This window comes from Methanosarcina siciliae T4/M, from assembly GCF_000970085.1.
GTDB classification, from domain to species: Archaea; Halobacteriota; Methanosarcinia; order Methanosarcinales; family Methanosarcinaceae; genus Methanosarcina; species Methanosarcina siciliae.
Genome location: NZ_CP009506.1, coordinates 1,505,463 through 1,527,555, shown reverse-complemented (window position 1 = coordinate 1,527,555; position 22,093 = coordinate 1,505,463). Strand labels below are relative to the sequence as shown.

13 protein-coding genes are annotated in these 22,093 nt (G+C 40.8%); 6 read left to right on the top strand and 7 right to left on the bottom strand.

The genetic code is table 11. The features are described 5' to 3' along the window. Positions 1-51 precede the first annotated feature (51 nt). The 6 genes from leuS to MSSIT_RS06570 form a co-directional block, all read right to left on the bottom strand. The gene (gene leuS, locus MSSIT_RS06595) at positions 52-2,937 is read right to left on the bottom strand and encodes a leucine--tRNA ligase (RefSeq protein WP_048171019.1); all 2,886 of its coding nucleotides are present in this window, start codon (positions 2,935-2,937) and stop codon (positions 52-54) included. A 320-nt stretch (positions 2,938-3,257) separates the two neighbouring features. Next, positions 3,258-4,475 carry a threonine synthase gene (thrC, locus tag MSSIT_RS06590; protein WP_048171016.1) on the bottom strand — a complete coding sequence of 406 codons (1,218 nt, stop codon included), beginning with the start codon at positions 4,473-4,475 and terminating at the stop codon, positions 3,258-3,260. Between the two features lie 595 nt (positions 4,476-5,070). Continuing rightward, positions 5,071-5,406 carry a DUF1622 domain-containing protein gene (locus tag MSSIT_RS06585; protein ID WP_048171014.1) on the bottom strand — a complete coding sequence of 112 codons (336 nt, stop codon included), beginning with the start codon at positions 5,404-5,406 and terminating at the stop codon, positions 5,071-5,073. Positions 5,407-5,503: 97 nt separating this feature from the next. Then, positions 5,504-5,836 (bottom strand): DUF1622 domain-containing protein, encoded by a 333-nt coding sequence (locus MSSIT_RS06580; protein ID WP_048171012.1) that lies wholly within the window; start codon positions 5,834-5,836, stop codon positions 5,504-5,506. A gap of 18 nt (positions 5,837-5,854) precedes the next feature. Further along, complete coding sequence (locus tag MSSIT_RS06575; RefSeq protein ID WP_048171010.1) at positions 5,855-6,193, bottom strand: DUF1622 domain-containing protein; 339 nt, start codon at positions 6,191-6,193, stop codon at positions 5,855-5,857. A gap of 315 nt (positions 6,194-6,508) precedes the next feature. Beyond that, complete coding sequence (locus MSSIT_RS06570) at positions 6,509-9,355, bottom strand: M1 family metallopeptidase (protein WP_048171007.1); 2,847 nt, start codon at positions 9,353-9,355, stop codon at positions 6,509-6,511. Between the two features lie 222 nt (positions 9,356-9,577). Between MSSIT_RS06570 and MSSIT_RS06565 the strand changes: the two genes are divergently transcribed. From MSSIT_RS06565 to MSSIT_RS06540, 6 genes are all read left to right on the top strand, one after another. Continuing rightward, positions 9,578-10,849 carry a DNA cytosine methyltransferase gene (locus MSSIT_RS06565; RefSeq protein WP_048171005.1) on the top strand — a complete coding sequence of 424 codons (1,272 nt, stop codon included), beginning with the start codon at positions 9,578-9,580 and terminating at the stop codon, positions 10,847-10,849. After that, complete coding sequence (locus MSSIT_RS06560) at positions 10,846-11,520, top strand: HhH-GPD family protein (RefSeq protein ID WP_048171002.1); 675 nt, start codon at positions 10,846-10,848, stop codon at positions 11,518-11,520. Before MSSIT_RS06565 ends, MSSIT_RS06560 begins: the two co-directional genes overlap by 4 nt. 242 nt (positions 11,521-11,762) lie before the next feature. Beyond that, on the top strand, positions 11,763-15,572 hold the full coding sequence (gene drmA, locus MSSIT_RS06555) for a DISARM system helicase DrmA (RefSeq protein ID WP_231590450.1): 3,810 nt from the start codon (positions 11,763-11,765) through the stop codon (positions 15,570-15,572). Between the two features lie 2 nt (positions 15,573-15,574). Next, positions 15,575-17,377: a DUF1998 domain-containing protein gene (gene drmB / locus MSSIT_RS06550; protein ID WP_048170999.1), complete on the top strand. Its 1,803-nt coding sequence runs from the start codon at positions 15,575-15,577 to the stop codon at positions 17,375-17,377. A 2-nt stretch (positions 17,378-17,379) separates the two neighbouring features. Further along, a complete protein-coding gene (locus MSSIT_RS06545; protein WP_048170997.1) occupies positions 17,380-17,847 on the top strand; it encodes a phospholipase D-like domain-containing protein in 468 nt (155 codons plus the stop codon). Further along, positions 17,844-20,861 (top strand): hypothetical protein, encoded by a 3,018-nt coding sequence (locus MSSIT_RS06540; RefSeq protein WP_048170994.1) that lies wholly within the window; start codon positions 17,844-17,846, stop codon positions 20,859-20,861. The genes MSSIT_RS06545 and MSSIT_RS06540 overlap by 4 nt, the downstream gene beginning before the upstream one ends. 547 nt (positions 20,862-21,408) lie before the next feature. Here the strand turns inward: MSSIT_RS06540 and MSSIT_RS06535 are convergent. Continuing rightward, a complete protein-coding gene (locus MSSIT_RS06535) occupies positions 21,409-21,951 on the bottom strand; it encodes a protease inhibitor I42 family protein (RefSeq protein ID WP_048170991.1) in 543 nt (180 codons plus the stop codon). Between the last annotated feature and the right edge of the window lie 142 nt (positions 21,952-22,093).

The following is a 22,093-nucleotide window of genomic DNA, read 5'->3' as shown; positions in this document are numbered from 1 at the left end:
GTCCGGATACTGATATTTAAGGCGATAAATAGCCTTCTGATTTTCCTTCGTTTACTCGATGTAAATAGCCGGCCTTAGAGGTTCTGCAAACCTGGCCTTCTTCTGGGGGTCGTACTCCGGAGAGTCGGCGCTGTAGATTTCGACCGGACAGCCGATTTCTTTTTCCAGGAAGGAAGCGGACTCTTTCAGGAGGGCCTGTTCATCAAGGCCGAGGTAAGCAAAAGTCTCGTAGCGTTCGGCACCTCCGCTCTTGAACTCGGGGACTATCTTCTGTACGAACTTCGGGATTTCCTTGCCAAAGCGCTTGAGCTCTGGATTTGCCATCAGGGTCTTGATCAGGACGCCCACTTCAAGAGGTGCTTCGATCTGCAGTTCGCAGGCACACCTTATGGCTTCGGCTTTCCAGGCAGGGGCTGTGTAGAGGTAGACCTTCTGCGGGGTCATCTTCGTAACCCTTATGATCTCTTCGATGTCGTTAAGGGTGCTCTTTACAGCTTCTTCTGCAAGTTCTGCGCCCTCATCTATGAGGTCTTCATTGTCGAGCGGGTACGGGGCAAGGGAAATCGGGTCTTCGTGTCCCATGGCTTCCCAGATTTCCTCACAGAGGTGAGGGGTAAAGGGGGCCATAAGCCTGACCCAGTTGTCCAGCACGTAATAAAGCAGGGCTTCCCCGCCTCTTCGCTGGTACCATCTGACATCGTTTATGAGCAGGAAGAAAGAGTTCTGAATGGCTTCCCTGGTCTGGATGGAGTCAAGGGCAATGTTTGTTTCCCTGATGTATTTCTGCATCCTTGAGAGCATCCAGCGGTCGATCAGCTTTAGCTCGGTGCTGAGGGTTGCTCGTTTTCCACTCTCGATTACATCTTTTGCAAAGGCATAGAACCTGTCCACCTGCCTGCGGGCAGAGTCGATTCCTGTCTTCTGCCAGTCGGCATCCTGGGTCTGTTCGGCCGTTGAAAGGATGTACATCCTTGTTATGTCTGCCCCGTAGGCGCTGACCGCGCTTTCCAGGGTCAGGATCGGGCCTTTGGACTTGCTCATCTTCTGCCCCTCAAGGGAGACAAAACCGTTTACTGCAAGGGCTCTCGGCCATTTGTCTTCTTCAAAAAGGGCTACATGGTGGAAGAGGAAGAAGAGCAGGTGGTTCGGGACAAGGTCCTTTCCGGAAGAACGCAGGTCAACCGGGTACCAGTAATTGAAGTGGCTGCGGATTTCTTCCACAAGTTCCTGTTTAAGGCCGGTTTCCGCAGAAACTGCTGCAGAATCACTTATTCCGAGCAGGACATAGTCGAAAAAAGAAAGGGTAAGCTGTTCAAGGGCAAGGTCGCCCCTTTCGATGAACCTGGCAATTATATAATAGCTCATGTAGATTGTTGAGTCCCCGAGAGACTCGATCAGCCATTCCTTGTCAAAGGGCAGGCGGGTCCCAAGGCCTTTCCTGCGGGCACATGCCTTGTCCTTGAGCCAGTCCACCTTGTTTTCGAACTCGACCCTGTACTCTTCGGGAATTACCCGCATCTGGCTGAGGCACCTGTAGACCTTTGCTTTCCATTCGGGGTTCGAATAATTAAGGAACCACTGACCTTTAACCATGTTGACGACACAGGGAGTCCCGCAGCGGCAGACTACAGGCTCGCTGAATTCGTAAAAGGTCTCACCTGCATTTGAGGCGATAAGGTCCCTGGTAAGGACATCCTTGATCTTTGAGACCGGGTATTCCTTGTATTTCCCGGTAAGCTCCTTAAGGACTCCTCCGTGGAACTCTCTCCTGTATACGATCTTTGTGGCTTCCTCGGCTTTCGGGTCTTTCTGGTTTGCAATTCCCATACTTTCCACGATTTCTTTTGCCGGGAACTCCCCGAATTCGGGCACCTGGATAAGGGAAATTAGCTTTATGTCCCTGAGGTCTTCGGTAATCCCGTACTCGCTCAGGTCCGCATCGTAGAGGTCGCGGAGGGCAAGGAAGTCAAAAGGCGCATGGGCAGGGACGCTCATTACTATTCCGCTGCCGTTTTCAGGCTTAACGAAAGATGCCGGAAGGGAGATTACTTCATCTCCTGTTATCGGATTTGTGGGCTTTATCCCTATGATGGACTTTGCAGGCACGTCCTCAACGTATTCCACGGTCCTGTCCGTAAAGGTCAGTTTCCTGAAAGCTTCCTTGCTGACAACCCAGAACTCCTCGTTTCCGTCCTTCTCAACCCTTGCCTTTACGTAATCAACGTCCGGGTTGACCCAGAGGTTGGTCACGCCGAAGGTTGTTTCCGGCCGGAGGGTGGCACAGGGGAGAACAAGGTCATTGTACCTGAACTTGATAAGGGTGTATTCCACGATTGTGGCTTCCTCCCCGTGAAGGATATCGTGGTCTTCTACGGGGTTGTTATCGTTCGGGCACCATTTGACAGGGTGAGAGCCTTTCACGATCAGTCCCTTTTCTCCAAGCCGGATATACTGCCATTCGATAAACTTCTTGTAGGTCGGGTCGGTTGTTGTGAATTTGCGTCTCCAGTCAATGGAGTACCCGATCATGCGCATGGCTTTTTCGGCTTCCCGCTTGAAATAGTCAACGATTTTTTCAGGAGTATCGAGGGCCGGCAGGATATCTCCCGGAATCCCGTGGAGGTGCTCATAGACGTCCATGGTCTGCGGGTCCCGGCTGGCGATAAGTTCGGCAAGCCCGACAATGGGGGTGCCGGTTACGTGGAAACCCATAGGGTAAAGCACGTTGTACCCTAGCATCCTTTTGTGCCTTGCTACCACGTCACCGATGGTGAAGGTCCGTGTATGCCCTGCATGCAGGTTCCCGTTAAGGTAAGGGTAGGGAATTGTTATGAAGAACTTTTCCCGCTTATCCGGCTCAGCCTGGAAAATCCGGCTCTCATTCCATTTTTTCTGCCATTTCTCTTCGATATCGTGAGGCTTATAGTCCTGCTCCATTCGTGTTCACGCCCATCGATAATTATTATGGTATAAAAGAATCTGAATACGACCGTAAAATATGGATAATAACAGTAAACGGTTCAGGGAAGCTAAGAAGCTGTCCCTGAAAACCTTAAAGGATTGAATGGTACCGGATCCCGGTTAGATCAATATTTCAACTGTTTACGGTTCCGGCATGTAAATATTTATCTTTATATTTGTCCGATAGAAACCTGAGATAGAAACCTGAAATAGAAACCTGAAATAGATATGACTCTCTAATTCAATCTCGGATTCAATCCCTGATTCACTATTTTATCGAATATATTTCTCCGGCTTTACTTTGCCTTTCCGAAGATTGCTTCCCGGATAGCTTCGATGTTTGCATCAACAACTGTCGGTTCCTCACAGACATCAATTACGGCCTGCGGGTCTTTAAGAAGGTGACCTGTAGTGATACAGACAACGGTTTCGTCCCTGCCTATAACACCCATATCAACAAGTTTCTTAAGCCCTGCAACCGAGGCTGCACTTGCGGGTTCGACTCCTATGCCTTCAAGCCTTGCAAGGTCTTTCTGGGCTGCAAGGATTTCTTCGTCGGTCACGGACTCTGCAGTGCCGCCGGATTCCCTTATGGCATTGAGAGCTTTTGTTGCGTTTACAGGGTTTCCGATCCTGATTGCCGTTGCAACGGTTTCGGGATTCTCTTCGGGAGTAATTGCCGGAGCCCCGCTCTTTATGGCTTTTACTATGGGGCAGGAACCTTCGGCCTGGATCCCGGTCATTTTCGGAAGAGAGTCAGTTACTCCAAGGAGTTTGAACTCCCTGAAACCTTTGTAGATAGCGGTGATATTTCCTGCGTTTCCCACGGGCAGGACAATCCTGTCAGGCACCTTGAAACCGAGCTGGTCTGCAATCTCAAAGCCGATAGTTTTCTGGCCTTCCAGCCTGTAAGGGTTGATTGAGTTTAAGAGATAGATTTTTTCCTGGGAGCAGAGCGTGCGTACAAGAGCAAGCGCGTCGTCAAAGTTTCCGCGGATGCTGAGAACCTTTGCTCCGTGCATAAGGGCCTGGGCAACCTTTCCGAGGGCTACCTTTCCTGCCGGGAGCAGCACTACAACAGGGATTCCTGCTTTTGCCCCGTAGATTGCAAGGGCTGCGGAAGTGTTTCCGGTTGATGCGCAGGCAACGGTGTTCATGCCGAGCTCAAGGGCTTTCGTAACCCCGACAGTCATGCCCCTGTCCTTGAATGAGCCGGTAGGGTTCATACCCTCATGCTTTACATAGAGCTCTTTAATCCCTATTTTTTCGGCAAGCCGGGCGCATTTATAAAGAGGGGTCCCGCCTTCCCGGATCGTTACAGGTTCCCTTTCCACAGGCAGAAGTTTTGCGTACTTCCAGACAGAGGGACATTCGGTCTTTAATTTCTCCATGTCGAGTTTAATTGAAGAATAGTCATAAATAACATCAAGCAGCCCGTCACATTTGCTGCAGGTATAGATCACTTCATCTTTGGAATACTCTGCACCGCATTCGATACATTTCAGATGATACATTAAATTGCTCCTGTTTCTGATAATTTTGAATTATCCGGATATCGGATTTCAACTAGCACCCGATTTCAGATTAATATTTGGTACGCAATTATTACACGGTTTCACGATTTCATGTTCACGTTTACATGATTTCACAATTTCATGTTCACATTTATATGATTTCATGTCATTGCATAACTCATGACGGTATCTGTTACTAAATTTATTACATTATTTCATATCATTTTATTGTACAATTTCATGTCAGTTTATTAAGACAACCCGGAGTTCAGGTCAGCATAATCTGGATTTCAGATTAGTATAATATTGGAGTTTAATAATATTTTGTATCCTTAACACTTTACTTGCTTTTAAATCATACTGTTTTTTTAGAGTTGTACTGTATTCCGGCTTTATAATAGCTCCGCAGAAGCAGGCATACCGTATGCATCTAAAAGCAGTTCATCTATCTTCAGGAAGAGTAGAGAAGAGAGGATTAAGAAAAACTCGAAAGTTTTTGAATTTTTTTCATGTGCCAGGCCCGGGAGAGAGAAATGGCAGTGTTAAAGGTACAGAGAACCGGGCAGATTTCGAATCCGGAATTTTTAACCCTGTTTCAATCCAGCTCGTATTCCGTAACCTCCTTGCTGAGGAAATAACCAAGAACCGTTCTTATCAATACAACCATACCAAGCAGGAGCAATTCTTCCTGCGTGGGATTCCTTACGGTTTCCAGGACATCGGCTGCAATGAAAAACTCAAGCCCGAAGACAATTTTGTTTGTCAGCTCTTTTCTCACCTGCTGGTAGCTATACGGTTTTTTCAAAACTTCAATCAGGAAAACCCCCGACATTGCCCTGAGCCCGCCGTATATTATAAGAAAAGATCCCATGATGTTGAACAGAGTAAAGAATACGTCCAGTACCAGCCCTTCGTAATATGCAAATGTCATTCTGCTCCCCCCTCAAAAGTCAGATCCCGAAACCCGGGAAAAGGTTCCCGGATAACAATTATGACATTTCATTTCCCGGGATAAATTCATAATAATTTCAATCAAACTTATACTCCTCAATTTCCTTATTCAAGAAGTAGCCGAGTACGGTCCTGATAAGCACTATTATACCCAGAATAGATAGGTCCTGCATTGAAGGATCCCTCATGGTTCCGAAAACAGCAACGACGATATAAAATTCGAGCCCGAAGAGTATTTTGTTTGTAAGTTCCTTTCTGATATCTCCCAGGTTGTAAGACCTTTTTGATATTTCCTGAAGAATGATTTGAGCTACTGCTCTCAGCCCTCCGTAAATTATAATAATTGTACCAATCGCTTCGAAGACCCATTCAAAGAATTGTAGAAATGTATTAAACAGTCCCTGGACCAATTTTATCCCTCAAGCCCCTCAAGATTCGGTTAAGACAGATTCTTCTGTTTCCTTACTCAGGAAGTAACCAAGAATAGTTCTGATAATCACGATGGCTCCAACTACCAGCAGTTCTTCAAGGAAAGGCTTTCTCAAAGTTTCGATCAAATCAGCAATTATCAGCAGTTCAAGCCCGAAAAGAATTTTGTCCGTGAATTCTTTTCTTATGCTCCTGTAGTCTTCGGGCTTCTTGTGAACCTCCATAAAAAAGATTTTAGCTGCAGCTTTTAGTCCCCCATAAGTAATCAGAACCGCACTCACAGATTCAAAAAATATTACAAATGCCTTCAGAACCACACCGGTAAGTTCAAACACCATTCTCCCTCTTCCCGAGATAGCCGAATCAGAAAATGTACTGATCTTGAAAATGAAACTTTATAGAGTAAAGAAGCGAGTTTTGAATTTCCCTGACTTTGCCCCCGAATTCTCAATTATATTTATCTATCTTAATATAATAGACTTCCCTGCCCTATCCGCAAAAGACAGACTCACCGGACCTATAAAAAAGAACGAACTCACTAAATGTAGAGAGATCTGAAAAACAGGCAGGAAATTCGAGTAAAATGTTTTGCTCCGGGAAAATACCGGAGCAAAGAAAACGGTTTTAGGTAAAGCTTACTTGTTCCAGATAATTCAGGATTGCAGAGCCGGAATTTCCCCGTGTTCTATGCCGTAGGCTTTGACAGCTTTCGGGGCTCCGAGGAGGAGTTTTCTGATCCTGTTATAAACGCTCGGGAACTTCTGCGAGTCCAGTTCTCCGAGGAGGTCTGCCAAGATCTTGACCAGTGGGATATGATACTTTGATTCCATCAGGTCTATGTTTGCAAAGGTATTGAGCATATTGACAGTACTGTACTCGTTTACGCGAGCCAGTTTTCCCAGGATTTCCGCAAAGAGAGCCCTGCCTTCTTCGGTCTGGAGGGATTTCTTGCGGTTCCTCGCAAAGCTGCCGTAAAGGGCACGCTGGTCGTTTGTCTGCTCGATCCTGAAGGCATCTGACCTTTCCATCTCCCTGACAAGTTCGACAGCATCAATACTGCTGTTGCTGCCTATTACTCCGAGGAAGGCTTCCCAGGCAATAAGGTTCTGCCTGGATTCGGCTTCAAAGGACCTGAGGACTTCAATCTTATCAGGAGCCGAACTGTTAAGATAGGAGGCAAAGGCGTTCAACCGGTCCGTTGCACAGGTTGCGGCCTCAAACTGCTGTTTTATGAGGGTATGGCTGTCCGGCGTATCGAGGGTTGCAAGGATGTTCAGGCAGATGTTTTTGGCCTGACGGGCTTTGATTACCCTTGCAGCTTCTTCGAGGCTCGAGTCCCTTGAAACCGAGGAGTTTTCAAAGAAGCGGTAGGCAGAAATTATGGAACTCCTGTACTTCCAGGCAACAGCCTTCAGAATTCTTTGTTTTACGTCGTAGAGGGCCTGGTAATTGTGGGCAAATTCTTCGTCTTCCACGGACTCAAAAATGGTGAGGAACTGCCCGCCCGCCCGTTCAAGGAGCTGCCGGTCGTTCAGGAGCTTGTAATAGAGATCTACAAATTCTTCGGAAGGCTTTGCGTCAGGATTTTTAAGCAGCCTGAACTTTTCCCGGTCCACGAGAGTATAGAAAGCCGTAAACCTGCCTGTGATGTCGCTGTCTTTCCGGACCTGCAGCAGGAGCTCTTCCTGGCTTGCCATGTAGACGAGTTTTCCGTAGAAAGAATAGCCCCTGTTCAGAGAGAGAAAAGCCGGAAGGTCCACGTTTTCAATCGTGATCGTCGAAGTTTCCTCGCTGATCCGTTCCAGGACTTCGGCAAGGTCGTTTCCGTTTTCGTCAACAAGAGCTGCCTTGAAAGGGACCTCCCAGGGCTTTCCGCCCGCAGGTACCTTCTGCTTGATGAGGAAAGTGAACTTCCTTTCATCCCTGTCGTATTCGGCAGAGACCTCGACTACCGGGAACCTGATCTGCTTCAGCCAGACCTCGGACATCTCCTTTAAGGGCTGCCCGCTTTCTTCTTCCATGACTTCTATCCAGTCATCCGTGGTCGCGTTTGAGTGGCTGAACTTTTTGAAGTAGCGGTCCAGTCCCCTGACAAAAGTCTCCCTGCCTATAAGGGTCTCGACCATACGCACGTATTCGGGAGCTTTTACGTAAGTAACGGCAGTGATCAGGTCATTGGGGTCATTGAAGCCGTCAGGGATGATGGGCATGGAAGCCGCTCCCGAGTCCAGGGCAAAAGTTCCTGAAGCCGGGGCAAGCAGGTCAAGCGCCCTGCCGAGCCTCTGGTAGTCTTCGCCAAAGAGGAAGGCGTGGTACTGCTCTTCGACATGCACGGTCACGGCTTCGTTCAGCCAGATCTCAAACGGGCTCTTTCCGGTAACCTCGGACCCGTTCTGGTTGTGGTAATATTCGTGTACCTTGACCCGGATCATGTACTCAAAAGCCGGGTCCGTGATCTGCGGGAAAGGCATTATGCGGTTTGTGGTGATCGTGGTGTTCCCGACATTTTCCATGCCTCCGAAATCCGAGTTCTGCATCCCGATTTCCCTGTAGACGGTCCCGGTATATTTGTACCCGGGAGTAATGCCTGCGACAAGCCCGGCAAGCTTTTCCCTGAGCTCCCGAAGCCCTTCCAGCCTATCCTCCTTTCCCTCAAGCTTCATGTCCTCTCGCTTGCGGACAAGCTCCCAGAGCTCTTTCCTGACAGGCAGCCTGGCTTCATCATACTGCTCTGGCCCTGTAAAAAGATAGACCCACATGACCGCGTCGTGCAGGATGTCAAGCGCTTTTTCGGCAGCCTCTTCGCTTGAGCCGGGCGGCACCAGGAGTTCGAGCATGAAAGTATCCCCGTCCGGGTACTCAAATTCCCGCTTAAAAGTCGCATAGGTCCCCACGCCCAGGAAAAAGAGATACGTAGCCATCGGGGTTACCGAGTTGTCATAGACGATTTTGTCCCTCCCCGGCTTTACGGTCTGCCGCTCGACTGCGACGTCCCCGTTTGTGATCAGGTTCGTATACCGCGAGTCCGCAATGATGGTTGTCCTGTAAGTGCATTTTGCACACATATCGTCAATACAGGGCACGATCCTCTGGAACCCCCACTGCTGGCACTGCGTGATCTGCTGCGGAGGAGCCCCTGCCGGAGTCTCGTCATAGTACAGCCCCTCAAGGATATTCTTCGTCGGCCTGCAGACCGTCTCCGTAACAATCGCAATCTCGGTCTGCGGGGGAACCACATCCATGAAATTGATTTCGAGAATTGCATCATCCTTCCTGTACCTGTAAGAGACCTCGGACTGTATACAGCTCACAGCCCGGACCTCCAGGTCCCTGCAGTTCAACTCCAGCTTCTCAAGCGGCCCGTCCCTGGTCCTTATCCTTAGCAGAGACTTCACGCTCGTCCTGTCATCATAGACATCGAAAGCCAGGTTCATATGTAAAACGTCAACATTAAGCTCCCCGAAGTCCTCGGGGTAATATTTGTACAACCTATTATTCATAAAAATGTCACCTAGTGAAAGTTATGAGAGTTATATTGTGAGATAGAAAAGGGAGAGGAGGGATTTAAAGGTGTAGTTTGGGTGAGAGAGGATAAAATTTAAAAATTTTAAAATCAGATGATCCGCATCAACATGTTAATATATTCCAATTTCATCTGATGTTAATCATTTTATAGAGAATGAGTAAAGTAAAAAAGAAAAACAGTTTCGGTGAATTTCTGGATGAAATCAAAATACACAGTTCTTGATATGTTTTCTGGCGCTGGAGGGCTTTCAGAAGGGTTCTTTCAGAATGGATTCAAATTTGTTTCTCATATAGAGAAAAATGACCATGCCAGAAATTCTCTAGAAACCAGAGCTATTTACCATGCTCTAAAAGATTCCAGTAATGAAGGGATTTATAGAGATTATATTTCTGGAAACTTAAACAGAGATGAATTTATTCAAAAATTTAATGAACTGGAAATGCCGCCGGCGGGATTGTTACAGGGAGAAATAACCGAATCAAATGAAACTGATACGATAAAAGAAATTCAGGATCATTTAAAAATCATTGATAGAGATTCGGTTGACGTCGTCATAGGAGGACCACCATGTCAGGCTTATTCTGTTGCTGGGAGAGGCAGGAAGCCAAAAGAAATGAAAAACGACCCCCGTAACTATCTATACAGGCATTACGTCTCGTTCTTAAAAAGCTTTGAGCCAAAAATTTTCGTATTCGAAAACGTTCCGGGAATCAAAAGTGCAATAAATGGGATTATCTACTCAAATTTACATGAAGAACTGGAAAAAATTGGATATAAAACAGTAGCCCACATACTAAATGCAAAAGATTTCAGTGTACTTCAGGAAAGGAAACGGATAATATTTATCGGCTGGAAAGATGAATATGATCTTTCATATCCTGACTTTTTAAAAATTCCTCCCAGCAGGTTCCATGTCTCGTCCCTTTTGAAAGACCTCCCTCCATTGCAGGCCGGTGAAGGTACTGATAGCCCTGCAAAGTATACAAGGCCATTCTCAAGGACATCTGAATATCTTCAAAGATTTATGATTCGAGAAAAAAAAGATATACTCATTCAACACAACGCAAGAATACATAACCCCAGAGATCGTATCATATACAGACTTGCAATTGAAAAATGGGATAAAGAGAGAAAACGGTTAAAATATAATGAGCTGTCTCCGGAACTCCAGACACATAGGAATAAAACGTCGTTTCTGGATAGATTTAAGGTGGTCAATCAGTATGGTTACTCCCATGCTGTACTTGCTCACATATCAAAGGATGGTCACTATTTCATTCATCCTGATATCAAACAGGCAAGATCTATGACAGTTAGAGAAGTGGCAAGGATACAGTCATTTCCTGATAATTATAAATTTGAAGGTCCAAGAATCGCGCAGTATGCACAGATTGGTAATGCTGTGCCTCCTCTTATGGCTAAAGGGATAGCAGTTGAAATAGAAAAGATGCTTAAAGAGATTTCATGAATACAATTACCAGAGATAAAGAATATTTCTCAAAAATAAAAATAATACGCACTGAACTTCTTATATGGGGAGAGGAAAATCTCAGAAAGTTTCCATGGAGAGAAACCTCTGATCCCTATAAAATTACCGTTGCTGAAGTGATGCTTCACAGAACAAAAGCTGATCAGGTAAAAGATGTTTACGAACAATTTATTTTTAAATATCCTGATTTTGAGTCAATTGTTAAGGCTGGTCGCGAAGCAGTTAGAGCCGATTTAAAATCCCTTGGACTTTTCTGGCGTGCAGATTTACTTTACGACATGGCTGTCGAAGTCATAGAAAAATATGGGGGGAAGTTGCCTCTGGACAGGAAAAAATTAATGGCAATGCCGGGAGTGGGAAATTATATCTCAGCAGCCATTCTATGTTTTGGCTATAACCTTCCTGAACCAGTACTCGATACAAATACTGTTCGTGTTCTTGGAAGAATTTTTGGGCTAAAAATTACTGATTCATCGAGGAGAAGCAAGCTTTTCTATGGAATTATGTATGATCTTGTCAATTTCTGGGACCCCAGAACCGTCTCTTTTGCTTTAATTGATTTTGCAAACGCGATTTGCATTCCCGGAGAAAAACCCAGATGTGAAATTTGTAGTCTTAGAGACATTTGTATATATAATTCAGAACTGTAAATTCTTTACAATTATGATTCTTAACACTTTTTTATTTGAATTCTTTTTTGAAGATAGTTATTCAAAAATAAATATAAAATATTTATTTAGAACAATACGAATCTGGATAAATAATTTTATCGAAAAATATTTAAACAAATTTTAGAATACTAACTTAGTATAATATTGTTGAATATTTAACAGATTACCTCTTTGATAATTATTTTTTATTGAATATTTATTGGACTTTGTGGAGTGAGAATGTGCGGGAAAAATATATTGAAGAGTTGATAAAAGAAGTTTTAGGACCCAGAAATGGATCTGAGGAAACAATAATTGAAGCAGATCCTTATACAGAATACATCACTGGAGTTATTATTCCAAAGGATTGCAAACAAAGAGAACTTGGTCCAGAGTCGGAAATTCTCAATGTTGAGGGGGATGATAAGGGGGCAGAAGATTCTGATTCACAGGAAAAAACATATTCAACACTCCCATCTGAACTTGATCCTCGTGTAAGATCTAAATCATTTGGAATATCTTTCTTAGTTAAGGGTAAAGATCCTTATTTGAAAGTCTGTGTAACTTGGGGAAGATATTTCAAAGAAGAACTTGTTTCCGAAAATTCTAATAGAATGGACGTGGCTGAAACAGAATTTTCTTGGAAACGAAAGCCTTACTGTAAAATTTTTAATCTTAATACGTCTGGAGAATCCTCTAACGAAATAACTGTTTACGAGGGAATAGACGGAAAAGTTGTATTGAATAGTAGGATAAAGGTCAAAAATTCACTCCATATTATGCTGAGTCTGATTAATGAGTTAAAGATCGGAGATTGTTATGGAGACAAAGTGATCGAATCGTCTCTTTATCAGCCTTCTATACGTGTTATTCTTGGAAATGATTGCAAATTAGAGTCCATTGATTCAGAAGAAAATGACGAGCTTAACTTTATTTACAGAGAAAATCCTGTTCTAGCAAGAGGTCACATGTGTTCCTCTATATGGAAGGATGTTGATTATCAAGACAAATTTGATATTAAAGTATTATGGCCAGAAGGTATTCATTTTGATGAATGCCGTGAATTTATAACTTGTGATGTAAGAAGTGAATTTGTTCCTCTTTATCCAAATCCAGCGCCTCTTTTTGAATGGAAAAACTTTGAAATCTTAAATTCCCCTGTTTTCTCAGCTTTAAAATTATCCGAAATGTGGGATGAAACGGAAATCAAAGGTTATTTAGATCCTATCTTAAAAAGCTATGAAAAATGGATTCTAATGAATGAAACTTCACTTGAGGGTTTTTCGGATAAGGATAAAATTATCGCAAAAAAGCTTATAGATAAACAAAAAATTTGCCTGAAAAGGATTAATGGAGGTATAGAATCTCTTCAAAAAAACAAAGATATTCTTCTGTCATTTTGCTTTGCTAATAAAGTTATATGGTTACAAAATCTCTGGAAAAAGGGCGGCAAACTGAAGGAAAGTAATATTGACTTTGTTTGGAGACCATTCCAACTTGCATTTTTCTTGATGAATCTGGAATCTCTATCCAATAAAGACTCCGAATTCAGAGACTACGTTGATTTACTATGGGTACCTACAGGAGGAGGAAAAACAGAGTCTTATCTTGCAATGATGGCCTTTGTTATGGCTTTAAGAAGAAGAAATGCACAGACAAGATTTCGGAATGGAGATAAAGATAACAAAGATATAACTGGGGCAGGAACTTCCATAATTTCCAGGTATACATTACGTCTTTTAACTGTCCAACAATTTAGAAGAACACTTATTATGATCACGGCAGCAGAATACTTGCGTGTTTTCAATAATCAAGGACTTTCTGGATGGAGGCCACAAAAGTGTTCTATATCTAACGATTGGCTATACGGAACTGTAAGATTTTCTGTAGGAATGTGGGTAGGAGGAGGAGTTTCTCCCAACCATCTTCGTGGTGAACAAGGAGCGATTAAGGCATTACAAAACAGTTCATCGTCAGAAGGTGAACCTGCTCAGATAGTAAAATGTCCAGTATGTGGTACTTGGCTTGCTGTTCCCAGTTCGGGTTTACCAGCTGGGATTAATAAAATATATCTCGTAATTAAATATGAAAAAACTCTCTCTGAATTGAAGAGTCACGTTTCAAAGATTACATCAGTTTCTAATTTGATTAAGGAAATTCAAGTTTCAGATAATAGATGCCTTAGCAACTGTTTCATAATGTATATTACACTTGACAGCTCCAGAAAAGTTGACGAAAAAGAGTTTGATGATATTATTTCAAAACTTGAAAAAGAGCTTAACGTTAAAGTTGTCTCTTTTAGACCTTCACGACCTGGTTATTTCCCTTCATACAATGAAGTTGGGAGAAAAAAAGACTCACCTGTTGATTTTGAAATTTTTTGCCCGAATCCTGAATGTGATCTTAACAGTAATGTTAATTATAAGGAAGGTGTGCCCTCAAATGTTTCAGGAAGTTCAAAAAAGAAATTACCAGACGGTCTGTTTGTGAAGGACGATTCTTCCCCATTTGCTGAAAATTCACATATTCCTATTCCAGCATACACTGTTGATGAACAGATATACCATAGGTGTCCAACTATTATTGTAAGTACAGCAGATAAAATAGCAAGGCTGGCTTTTGAGCCCAAGTCAAGTTATATATTTGGAAACGTGAAAAAATATAATGGATTTTATGGTTACTATCGTGATGATTCAGAAGAATTGTTACCAAACAATTACACCAAAAATGCAATTTCAAAGTATTCCACTAATGTAAATCCATTCCTTCCGCCTGATATGATAGTACAGGATGAACTTCATTTAATGGATGGGCCCTTGGGTAGTATGTTTGGTATTTATGAGTGTATTGTTGATGGTCTTATCCGTGAATCAGGTGGAATTCCAAAGTATATTGCATCTTCTGCAACTGTTAATGATGCAGCGATTCAAGTTAAAAGTCTTTTTAATAGACCGTTATTCCAATTTCCTGCATACGGTCTAACTTTCAAAGATAGTTTTTTTGTAAAAATGCCTGCCTGGTCATCTGGATGGAATGAAAATAGACCCGGAAGAGTTTACATGGGGATCTATGCACCAGGAAGAGGTCCGTTGACACCAATTATAAGAATATGGTCAAGGATGCTGCAGACTGGTGAAGAGAATTGCTCTGAAAAGGACATTGTAAATTTCTGGACTCTTGTAGGTTACTTTAATTCCATTAGGGAGTTAGGAGGGAATAGATCACTTTTTAGAGAAGACATTATTGAAAGATTAAATAATATTTCCAAAGGTTCAGTTCGAAATTTGGATGCAGAAAAGGTTGTTGAACTTTCAAGCAGGATAAACTCTACTGATATTCCACAGCTACTTGAAGAACTGGAACAGGGAAAGAAACGCACTATTAATGAAAACCCTGATGCTATATTCACCACATCAATGTTTGGAACTGGTGTAGATATTCCTCACTTATCATTGATGGTTGTAAACGGGCAGCCCAAAACAACATCTCAGTACATTCAGGCAACTGGTCGCGTGGGAAGAGATCATGGAGCTCTGGTTGTCACATTTTATAAAGCTGGAAGAGCAAGAGATCTTAGCCATTATGAAATCTTTACAGGGTACCATCATAGAATAAACATCGAGGTAGAACCTGCTTCTGTGTCTCCTTTTTCAGACGGATGTTTAGAGAAAGCAGCAGGTCCTGCAATTGTTTCTTTTCTAAGGAATATGCCTGATCCCAGTTCTAGATGGTTTGTTGAATCAGGTCATATTATTCAAAGTGAAGAGTCATTGAATGACTTTGAAAAGTTTTTGAGTAGATGCTTACCTCGTGATGTTTCAAAAAAAACGATCCAGTGTTTCCGTTCTCAGTATGATCGATGGCTTGGAATCTCACAAAAGCTTGGTTTCACTAAAAATTTGGTTTATAATGAGTATACTCTATATAGGCCTCCAGAAAAAAATGTAATACTTGGAGATCCAGCACATGAAAAGGTTGGTTTATGTGTTGTTTACAAAAACGCTCCACAATCTCTTCGTGAAATAGAAGAAACTACTGCGTTTGAGGTATAAATATGACAAGGGAATTTCAGCATATAAGCAGATCGCAGTTTGTTCTTACTTATGGTCCGGGTTCCGTAATTGAAACTAAAAAAGGACCCAGGATTATTCCATCTCTGGAAAAAGGACTTGGTGAAAACTTTAACCCGGATACTTTTCGGAGATTTGAAATCGCAGAGACAAGGATTTCCAAGTACATTAAAAGCAGATCGGAAGAGAAAACGAATATTCGCATATTAGCTTTGCCTACAAACGCTGGACTTGGAAAGCAAAGCAATTATCGCGTTTACTCAACATACGTTTTCCCGGTGTGGAAAGTCTGCTATGGAAGAAGAGGAAATCATGCCCCCATTTTGTATAACGGATCTAAATGTCCTCTATGTGAAACTAACGATGAATCTTCTGCAGTTAGATTTGTTGCAGCATGTCCAGATGGACACCTTGATGAAGTAAACTGGAATTATGCTGTCCATAAAAACTCATCATGTAAACCAGACTACTTCCGCTGGAAAGCAAACGGAAGTTCTCTAGAAGATATTGTCATAGAATGCCCTATTTGTAGAGCTAGAAACAATATGAAAGAAATTTACAAAATGAATTTTTTCTGTACGGGAAGAATTCCAGAAAGAGAATCCCCTTCAAGCAATTATTTCCCCATTTATACTAAGCCAGATAGGTCAAAGAATTGTGAAAAATTGATGAAAATAATGCAAAGGCAGTCAACTTCACTCAGGGTTCCTGAAACGATGACCCTTTTGACAATTCCCGAATTCGATAATCAGATCTCAAGAATTCTCCAAAGATATGATGTTTCAATAGCTCTTGATACAATGATGAAAACCCCCTCTGATATCTTACTTAGAATGGATGCTAATATTTTTGTAGACTGGATTTCAAGTACTTTAAAAGGAAGAATTCCTGATAACTCGCTTGAAACTATAAGTAAAGAGATTAGAGAAAAAGGTGTGTCAGAATTTTGCGCTCTTTATAAACGCTTAAATGATGAAAATAAATCTTTCATGAGTTTAATGTACGAAGAATTTGATTCACTACTATCAGGAGCTGGAAGTTCAACCAAAAATTTTGTTATGGGACACCCAAAAAAGATAATCTCAACTTCATCCATCATGCCCGAATTGCTTGTTCACCCAATTAGTAAGATCAGAACAATCACAGTTCAGCTTGGCTACAAACGTATGGTATCAACTGCAGATGAAAGTGAACCCCAATTGTTAGTCTCATCAGGTGTGTATTTACATTCAGATGGAAGTGTCTGGTATCCAGGATATGAAGGATTTGGTGAAGGTATATTCATTACATTTGGTGAAAGAAAAATACCTGATCTAACTTCAAAACCAGCGTACAACCTGTGGAAAGAATACTCATCTTCAGGAATGAAATCTGATTCAGGGTGGTCAGAGGTTTCTGCTGAACCCGCATTCGTCTGGCTCCATACACTTTCTCATGCAATCATCAGAGCTTTATCCTCACACACTGGTTATTCAGCAGTTTCACTGAGGGAAAGAGTTTACATATCTCGTGATGGGAAAAATGGAGGTATTCTTATTTATAATACATCTCCAGGAGAAGATGGAGGTATGGGTGGACTTGTAGGATCGGTAGATATATTCCGTGAAATTATCAATAGTGCAGTTGGGAATATTTTGCTTTGTTCTAATGATCCACTTTGTTGTGATGTAACTAAATCTGCAGAATCTGTAAACGGAGCGGCGTGTTATAGTTGTCTTTTGATTTCTGAAACTTCGTGTGAACATAGAAATCTCTGGCTTGACAGACATCTTCTCATTGGAGATTGAAGATGATTGAAGAAATTGTTCCTGTGGCCACGGGTGAAAAATGGATTGGATATGGGGTAAGATCATTTAGATCGGTAATCGATGATCTGATTTCGAATGCCACTAATGAACTTTATCTTACAGCTTATGTTCTCACAGATATGAGCATTGTGAATAAATTGAGAAAGGCATTAGAAAGAGGAGTTGAGGTTGAAATATACTTATATGGAGATGAATCTTCGATAAGAAATGAGGCTGTGAACTACATATCAAACTTACAAAGAAAATTTAATTATCTGAAAATTTATAGAGTTGAAACTGAAACACTTCATGCTAAAGTTCTTGTTGCTGATGGAAAAAAAGTTATTTCTGGATCGGCTAATTTTACATTTAGTGGCATGACAAATAATTATGAGCTTGGTTTCTTGGTAGAGGATCCAGATATAGCGCTCCAGATTTTAAAATTAATAAAAAAGCTGGGGGAGAAATGAGAACTTATTATCATTTTGCTTACACATGTCCGAATTGTCATGAACCTCACGTAACTGGGAAACCAATTGAATTTGTTGACAAGAAACATTTTAGATGTACCTCTTGCAATGCATTGTTCTATACTGAAGTAAATCTGTTTACAGAATCATTTCCAAAAACTGTAAAGTATGTTACAGAAAAGGAAGGAAAGAAATCGGAAGATTATCTTTCCCATTTGCCTCTTATATGGAAAGTAGTGCCAAATGAAATAGAGAAATCTTATCTTGACTGGATAAAAGATGATCCTAAAGGAATATTCCTTATCACCTGGCCATGGAATGACATCCGTTTCACTCCTCTTCTCGTATCAGAGTATCTTTTAACTTTCCCTAAAAGAAAAGTTGCAGTCATCGGGAATTATTCAACAAATAACGAAAATAAATCATATATACCATCATATTCTTCGTATGATGTTTTTAGTAAGACTGTTTATATAGAGGATGAAGATAATTTTCTTCCACCTAAACTAAAGCAAGAAAGCAACAATCTTAAGAGGGAAATGGTTTTTGAAAAGGAAGATGTTGTAGAGGTTAAGTATAGAAAGTATGGTGAAAATGAAATAAGGAATAAATTATGTGATGGCACTGTTAGAAAGTGCAAGAATTCTATTATTAGAGAAGCCAAAGAACTTGGCGACAATTTCTTAAGAGAAATCTCTGTTCCTAAGAATGGCGGAAGGATAATTGAAGTTATAAATGAGAATGGAGAATGGAACGTTTCTCTTGAAAAACAAACTCGCTGGACAGGGAGTCTCAATTATAAAAAAATGTGGCTTTGGCAACTCCTTGTTAATTCTAAAAAATTGAAAAATTGTGGAACGGAAATTGAGTCTTTTTTTTACGATGAAGAAATTACTGAGGAAATTCTAGATAAAAAAATCAAGTTACATTTTTTTTCAACTGAATCCGAAATTTCAGAGGTACTTAGAAGAATAAAAATAGTGTCTCCTGATGTTCTTATAATTGAAAATGTGGATGAAATAATCTCTGATTCTAGATACGCTGGTCCCAGAACGGAAAAGCTAATGGAATTTTTGAAAGAAACCGATGTTAGCACAGTTCTGATGTTTTCGACTAATCCAGATATCCGTCACTTATATAAACTTAGTGAAAATGAAACTATTTTTGGTTCTGTTAAGGTATTATTTCATACTTGGGATTCCCCAACTTTTCTTGATGAGCTTGATCATGATAGCGGTTCAAGACATCCAAATCCTCTGTCTTCAAAAATGGAACAAATGCCTAAAGAAAAGCTTAGAGAGATCAAACCAGAATACATTACGATTGATTCTTATGATGAGATTTCTGAGTTATTGGAGAAATGCTTGAAGAGTATAGAGGGGGAAACTAAAAAAGATGTCAAACTGTATTTTTCTAAAGTTTTTTCAACACTTTTAAATGTTGTTGGAGAATATGGAAAACCTGAAATCCTATCTGTAATGAAGAAGTGGAATTCCCTATTGACTTATGATATTTTATTTACTGATCTCAACCATAAAATTGAACAAGAACTCTTCTCTTCTTTAAATGATTCTTTAAGAAAAGTTTTCTATACTGATTCATGTATCCAGAGGAATCCTCTTAGAGAAAAAGTGCTGGATATTGTCAGGGACATATTCAAGAAAAATAAAGAATGCTACATTACGATAATTGTTCCTCACTTTGAAGCCAAAGGAGCTGAACGTTTACTTCGTCAAGAGGATTCAATACCAGAACAAATTTCATCTTATCTAACTGTGTGTAGTTGGGATAAATTAGGAAGTATTGAAAGGACTATTCCAGAGGGTTTCAAACATTTTGTACTATCTACAGGATATCCATCTTTAAGCTATAATTTGCATTCTTCTGATGTTGATAAATTTTTCTTTGTTGGAACTACTAAAACAATAGGAAGGATAAAAGAAATCATAGACAAGAGACTACTTGAGATAAACGCCTATCCTGTTGTCAGAGTTTATGATTACACTCCTGCACCTTGCCTGCTAAGAGATCTTTTGTCTAAAGTTAACTTTGATGAAAATGAAAAATTACAATATATTGATGATGTTGAATTGGGCGAGGAAGAGTATTCTATGCCTTATTCTGGAGTGAGTATTTATGGAAAAACTTCAGATATTTTAGATGAATATAATAATTATTATAAGTTAACTTATGGAGAGACAGCTATTCTGTGCATTGACTCTCAAAATAGAGGTTTATTTCTTCCTCTTGATAGAGATATTATGCTCAAGGATGGAAATTCTTTCAGAGAAATATCCTTTAGCCCTGACTCATCCACTTCCTCGATGAAGAGAGAATTAATTAATATGGAAGTTATTCTCAATCGTTTGGGTTTTTATCAATCTTTTAGATCTATATTTTTTAAATTCATGATGAAATGGGGAGACAAACTTCAATTCCAGAAGGGACCGTTTGAGTGGAAAGGATTTAAACAATTATTCAATGATTCAGTTCTATGGATTAATCTTCTGGAGCGAACAATTGAAATTTTTGCAGAGCAGAATAGTGTCTCTCTCCAAAAGTCAAAGGATGAAATTGCAAAGATTCTAGCAGATTCAGGAATTACCGCAAAAAATCCTGATTACATTTCTAGTTGGTGGACAAATTATGAAGAAGTTATGGTTGATTCTAGAACATATAAATTGTATAGAATAGAACACCCCTTCACCCCTCAAGATATGAGAATTATTTTTAGATCTATATCTGAAATATCCTTTTTTTTAACAGCTGACACAATGATTGCGGATAAATCATACGCAGCTGCTCTTACAATTCAAAATTTAAGGCGAAACGTGCTTAAGAGCTCTAATAAAAAGGAGAATAAGTACTCATATATATACTCAAAACTTGAAAAGCAAATGAGTCAACTTATAAGAGATGCAGAATTGTTCAAGGTTGATTTCATTGAAAAGGTTAATGTCTCAAAAGAAATTGAAGCGATGAAAGTTATCTATGGCTACAATGATTTAGCATGAAAGTCCATATGTACTTTCATTATTTGTGCCTGTTATTCGAAGAATATCATGGGTGTTTTTTTTTGAAAATTTGAATTGACTATATGTTCTATATTAAGTTATTTCATTTTTTGGTTTTTAAGTATCATTCCAATACTGGTAAAATTTGCATTTCGACCCCCCTCTTAAAAATATGATGAATTTTTCAACAACTGATTCAACTTATTTAATCCGTTGCGAACACATAATCAATAAATTTAATGAGTTTGACTTGAATTCTACATAGTTCTAAAAAACCAGGTCTAAATTTGAGGAATATACTAAAAAATAAAACAATATTTGCTAAAATTTTTCGAAATTATTATTAAATGTACGAGTATAGGTATAATTAACAATAAACTTTATGAATAAAAAAATTAAGTTGGTTTTTTTGAGGGGGGGTCGAAATGCAAAGTAAAAGTAAAAATCTTCTCTTAAAACCCCACTATATTAGAAGGCCACAGCCTCACAAATTCTCCAAATCAAAAAAGCTAAAAAAGAAATAAAATCCGAGAAACAAAAACGCCTCTCAGACAACCTCGATAGTGAGTGTAAAGTTATCCTCAGTCCCGGTTGCATTCTCCCAGGGTTGTATATATTCGCCGTTTACCTGCTGGCTGCCCTCACTCACCGCTTGAATTACCCAGGTATAAGTTCCGGGAACACCAGTAGCTTCTTCAGGAGCCGGGTCCTGGGTATAATCTTCACTGAGAATACTGAGCCCTTCGCTTACGTTGAGTTGCCAGGAATAACCTGTAGTGGGGTTTCCCCTGAGTTGAAGGGTAAAATTCTCTCCATTATTGAGACTAATGTTTGTCCCATTGTCGGCTTCGGTTACTACCTGCCCCGTTACCACGGTTTCATTAGCTTCGGTTGCGTTGTTTTCAGTTGTGATATTTTCGGTAACATTTTCGTTTGCCATGTTAGAAGTTTCCGGTGTTGCAGGCGTAACCTGTTCGGAATCTTCCGGAGTTTCATTTTCCGCAGGCTCCGCATCTTCGGCACAGCCAGCTGCAAAAACGACAGCAGCAATGGCAAGGAGCAATGCCATTAACTTTAAGATTTTCTTCATAACTATTCCCTCAAATTTCTATTCTTTAATTTCATGGCGCCTGATTTATTGTAATTTTTTACTGATTATGTACTTCATTACTGATATTACCGGTTTTTGAAAATAAAGCCTGAAGAACAATTGATCCCGTATCCTATTGAGA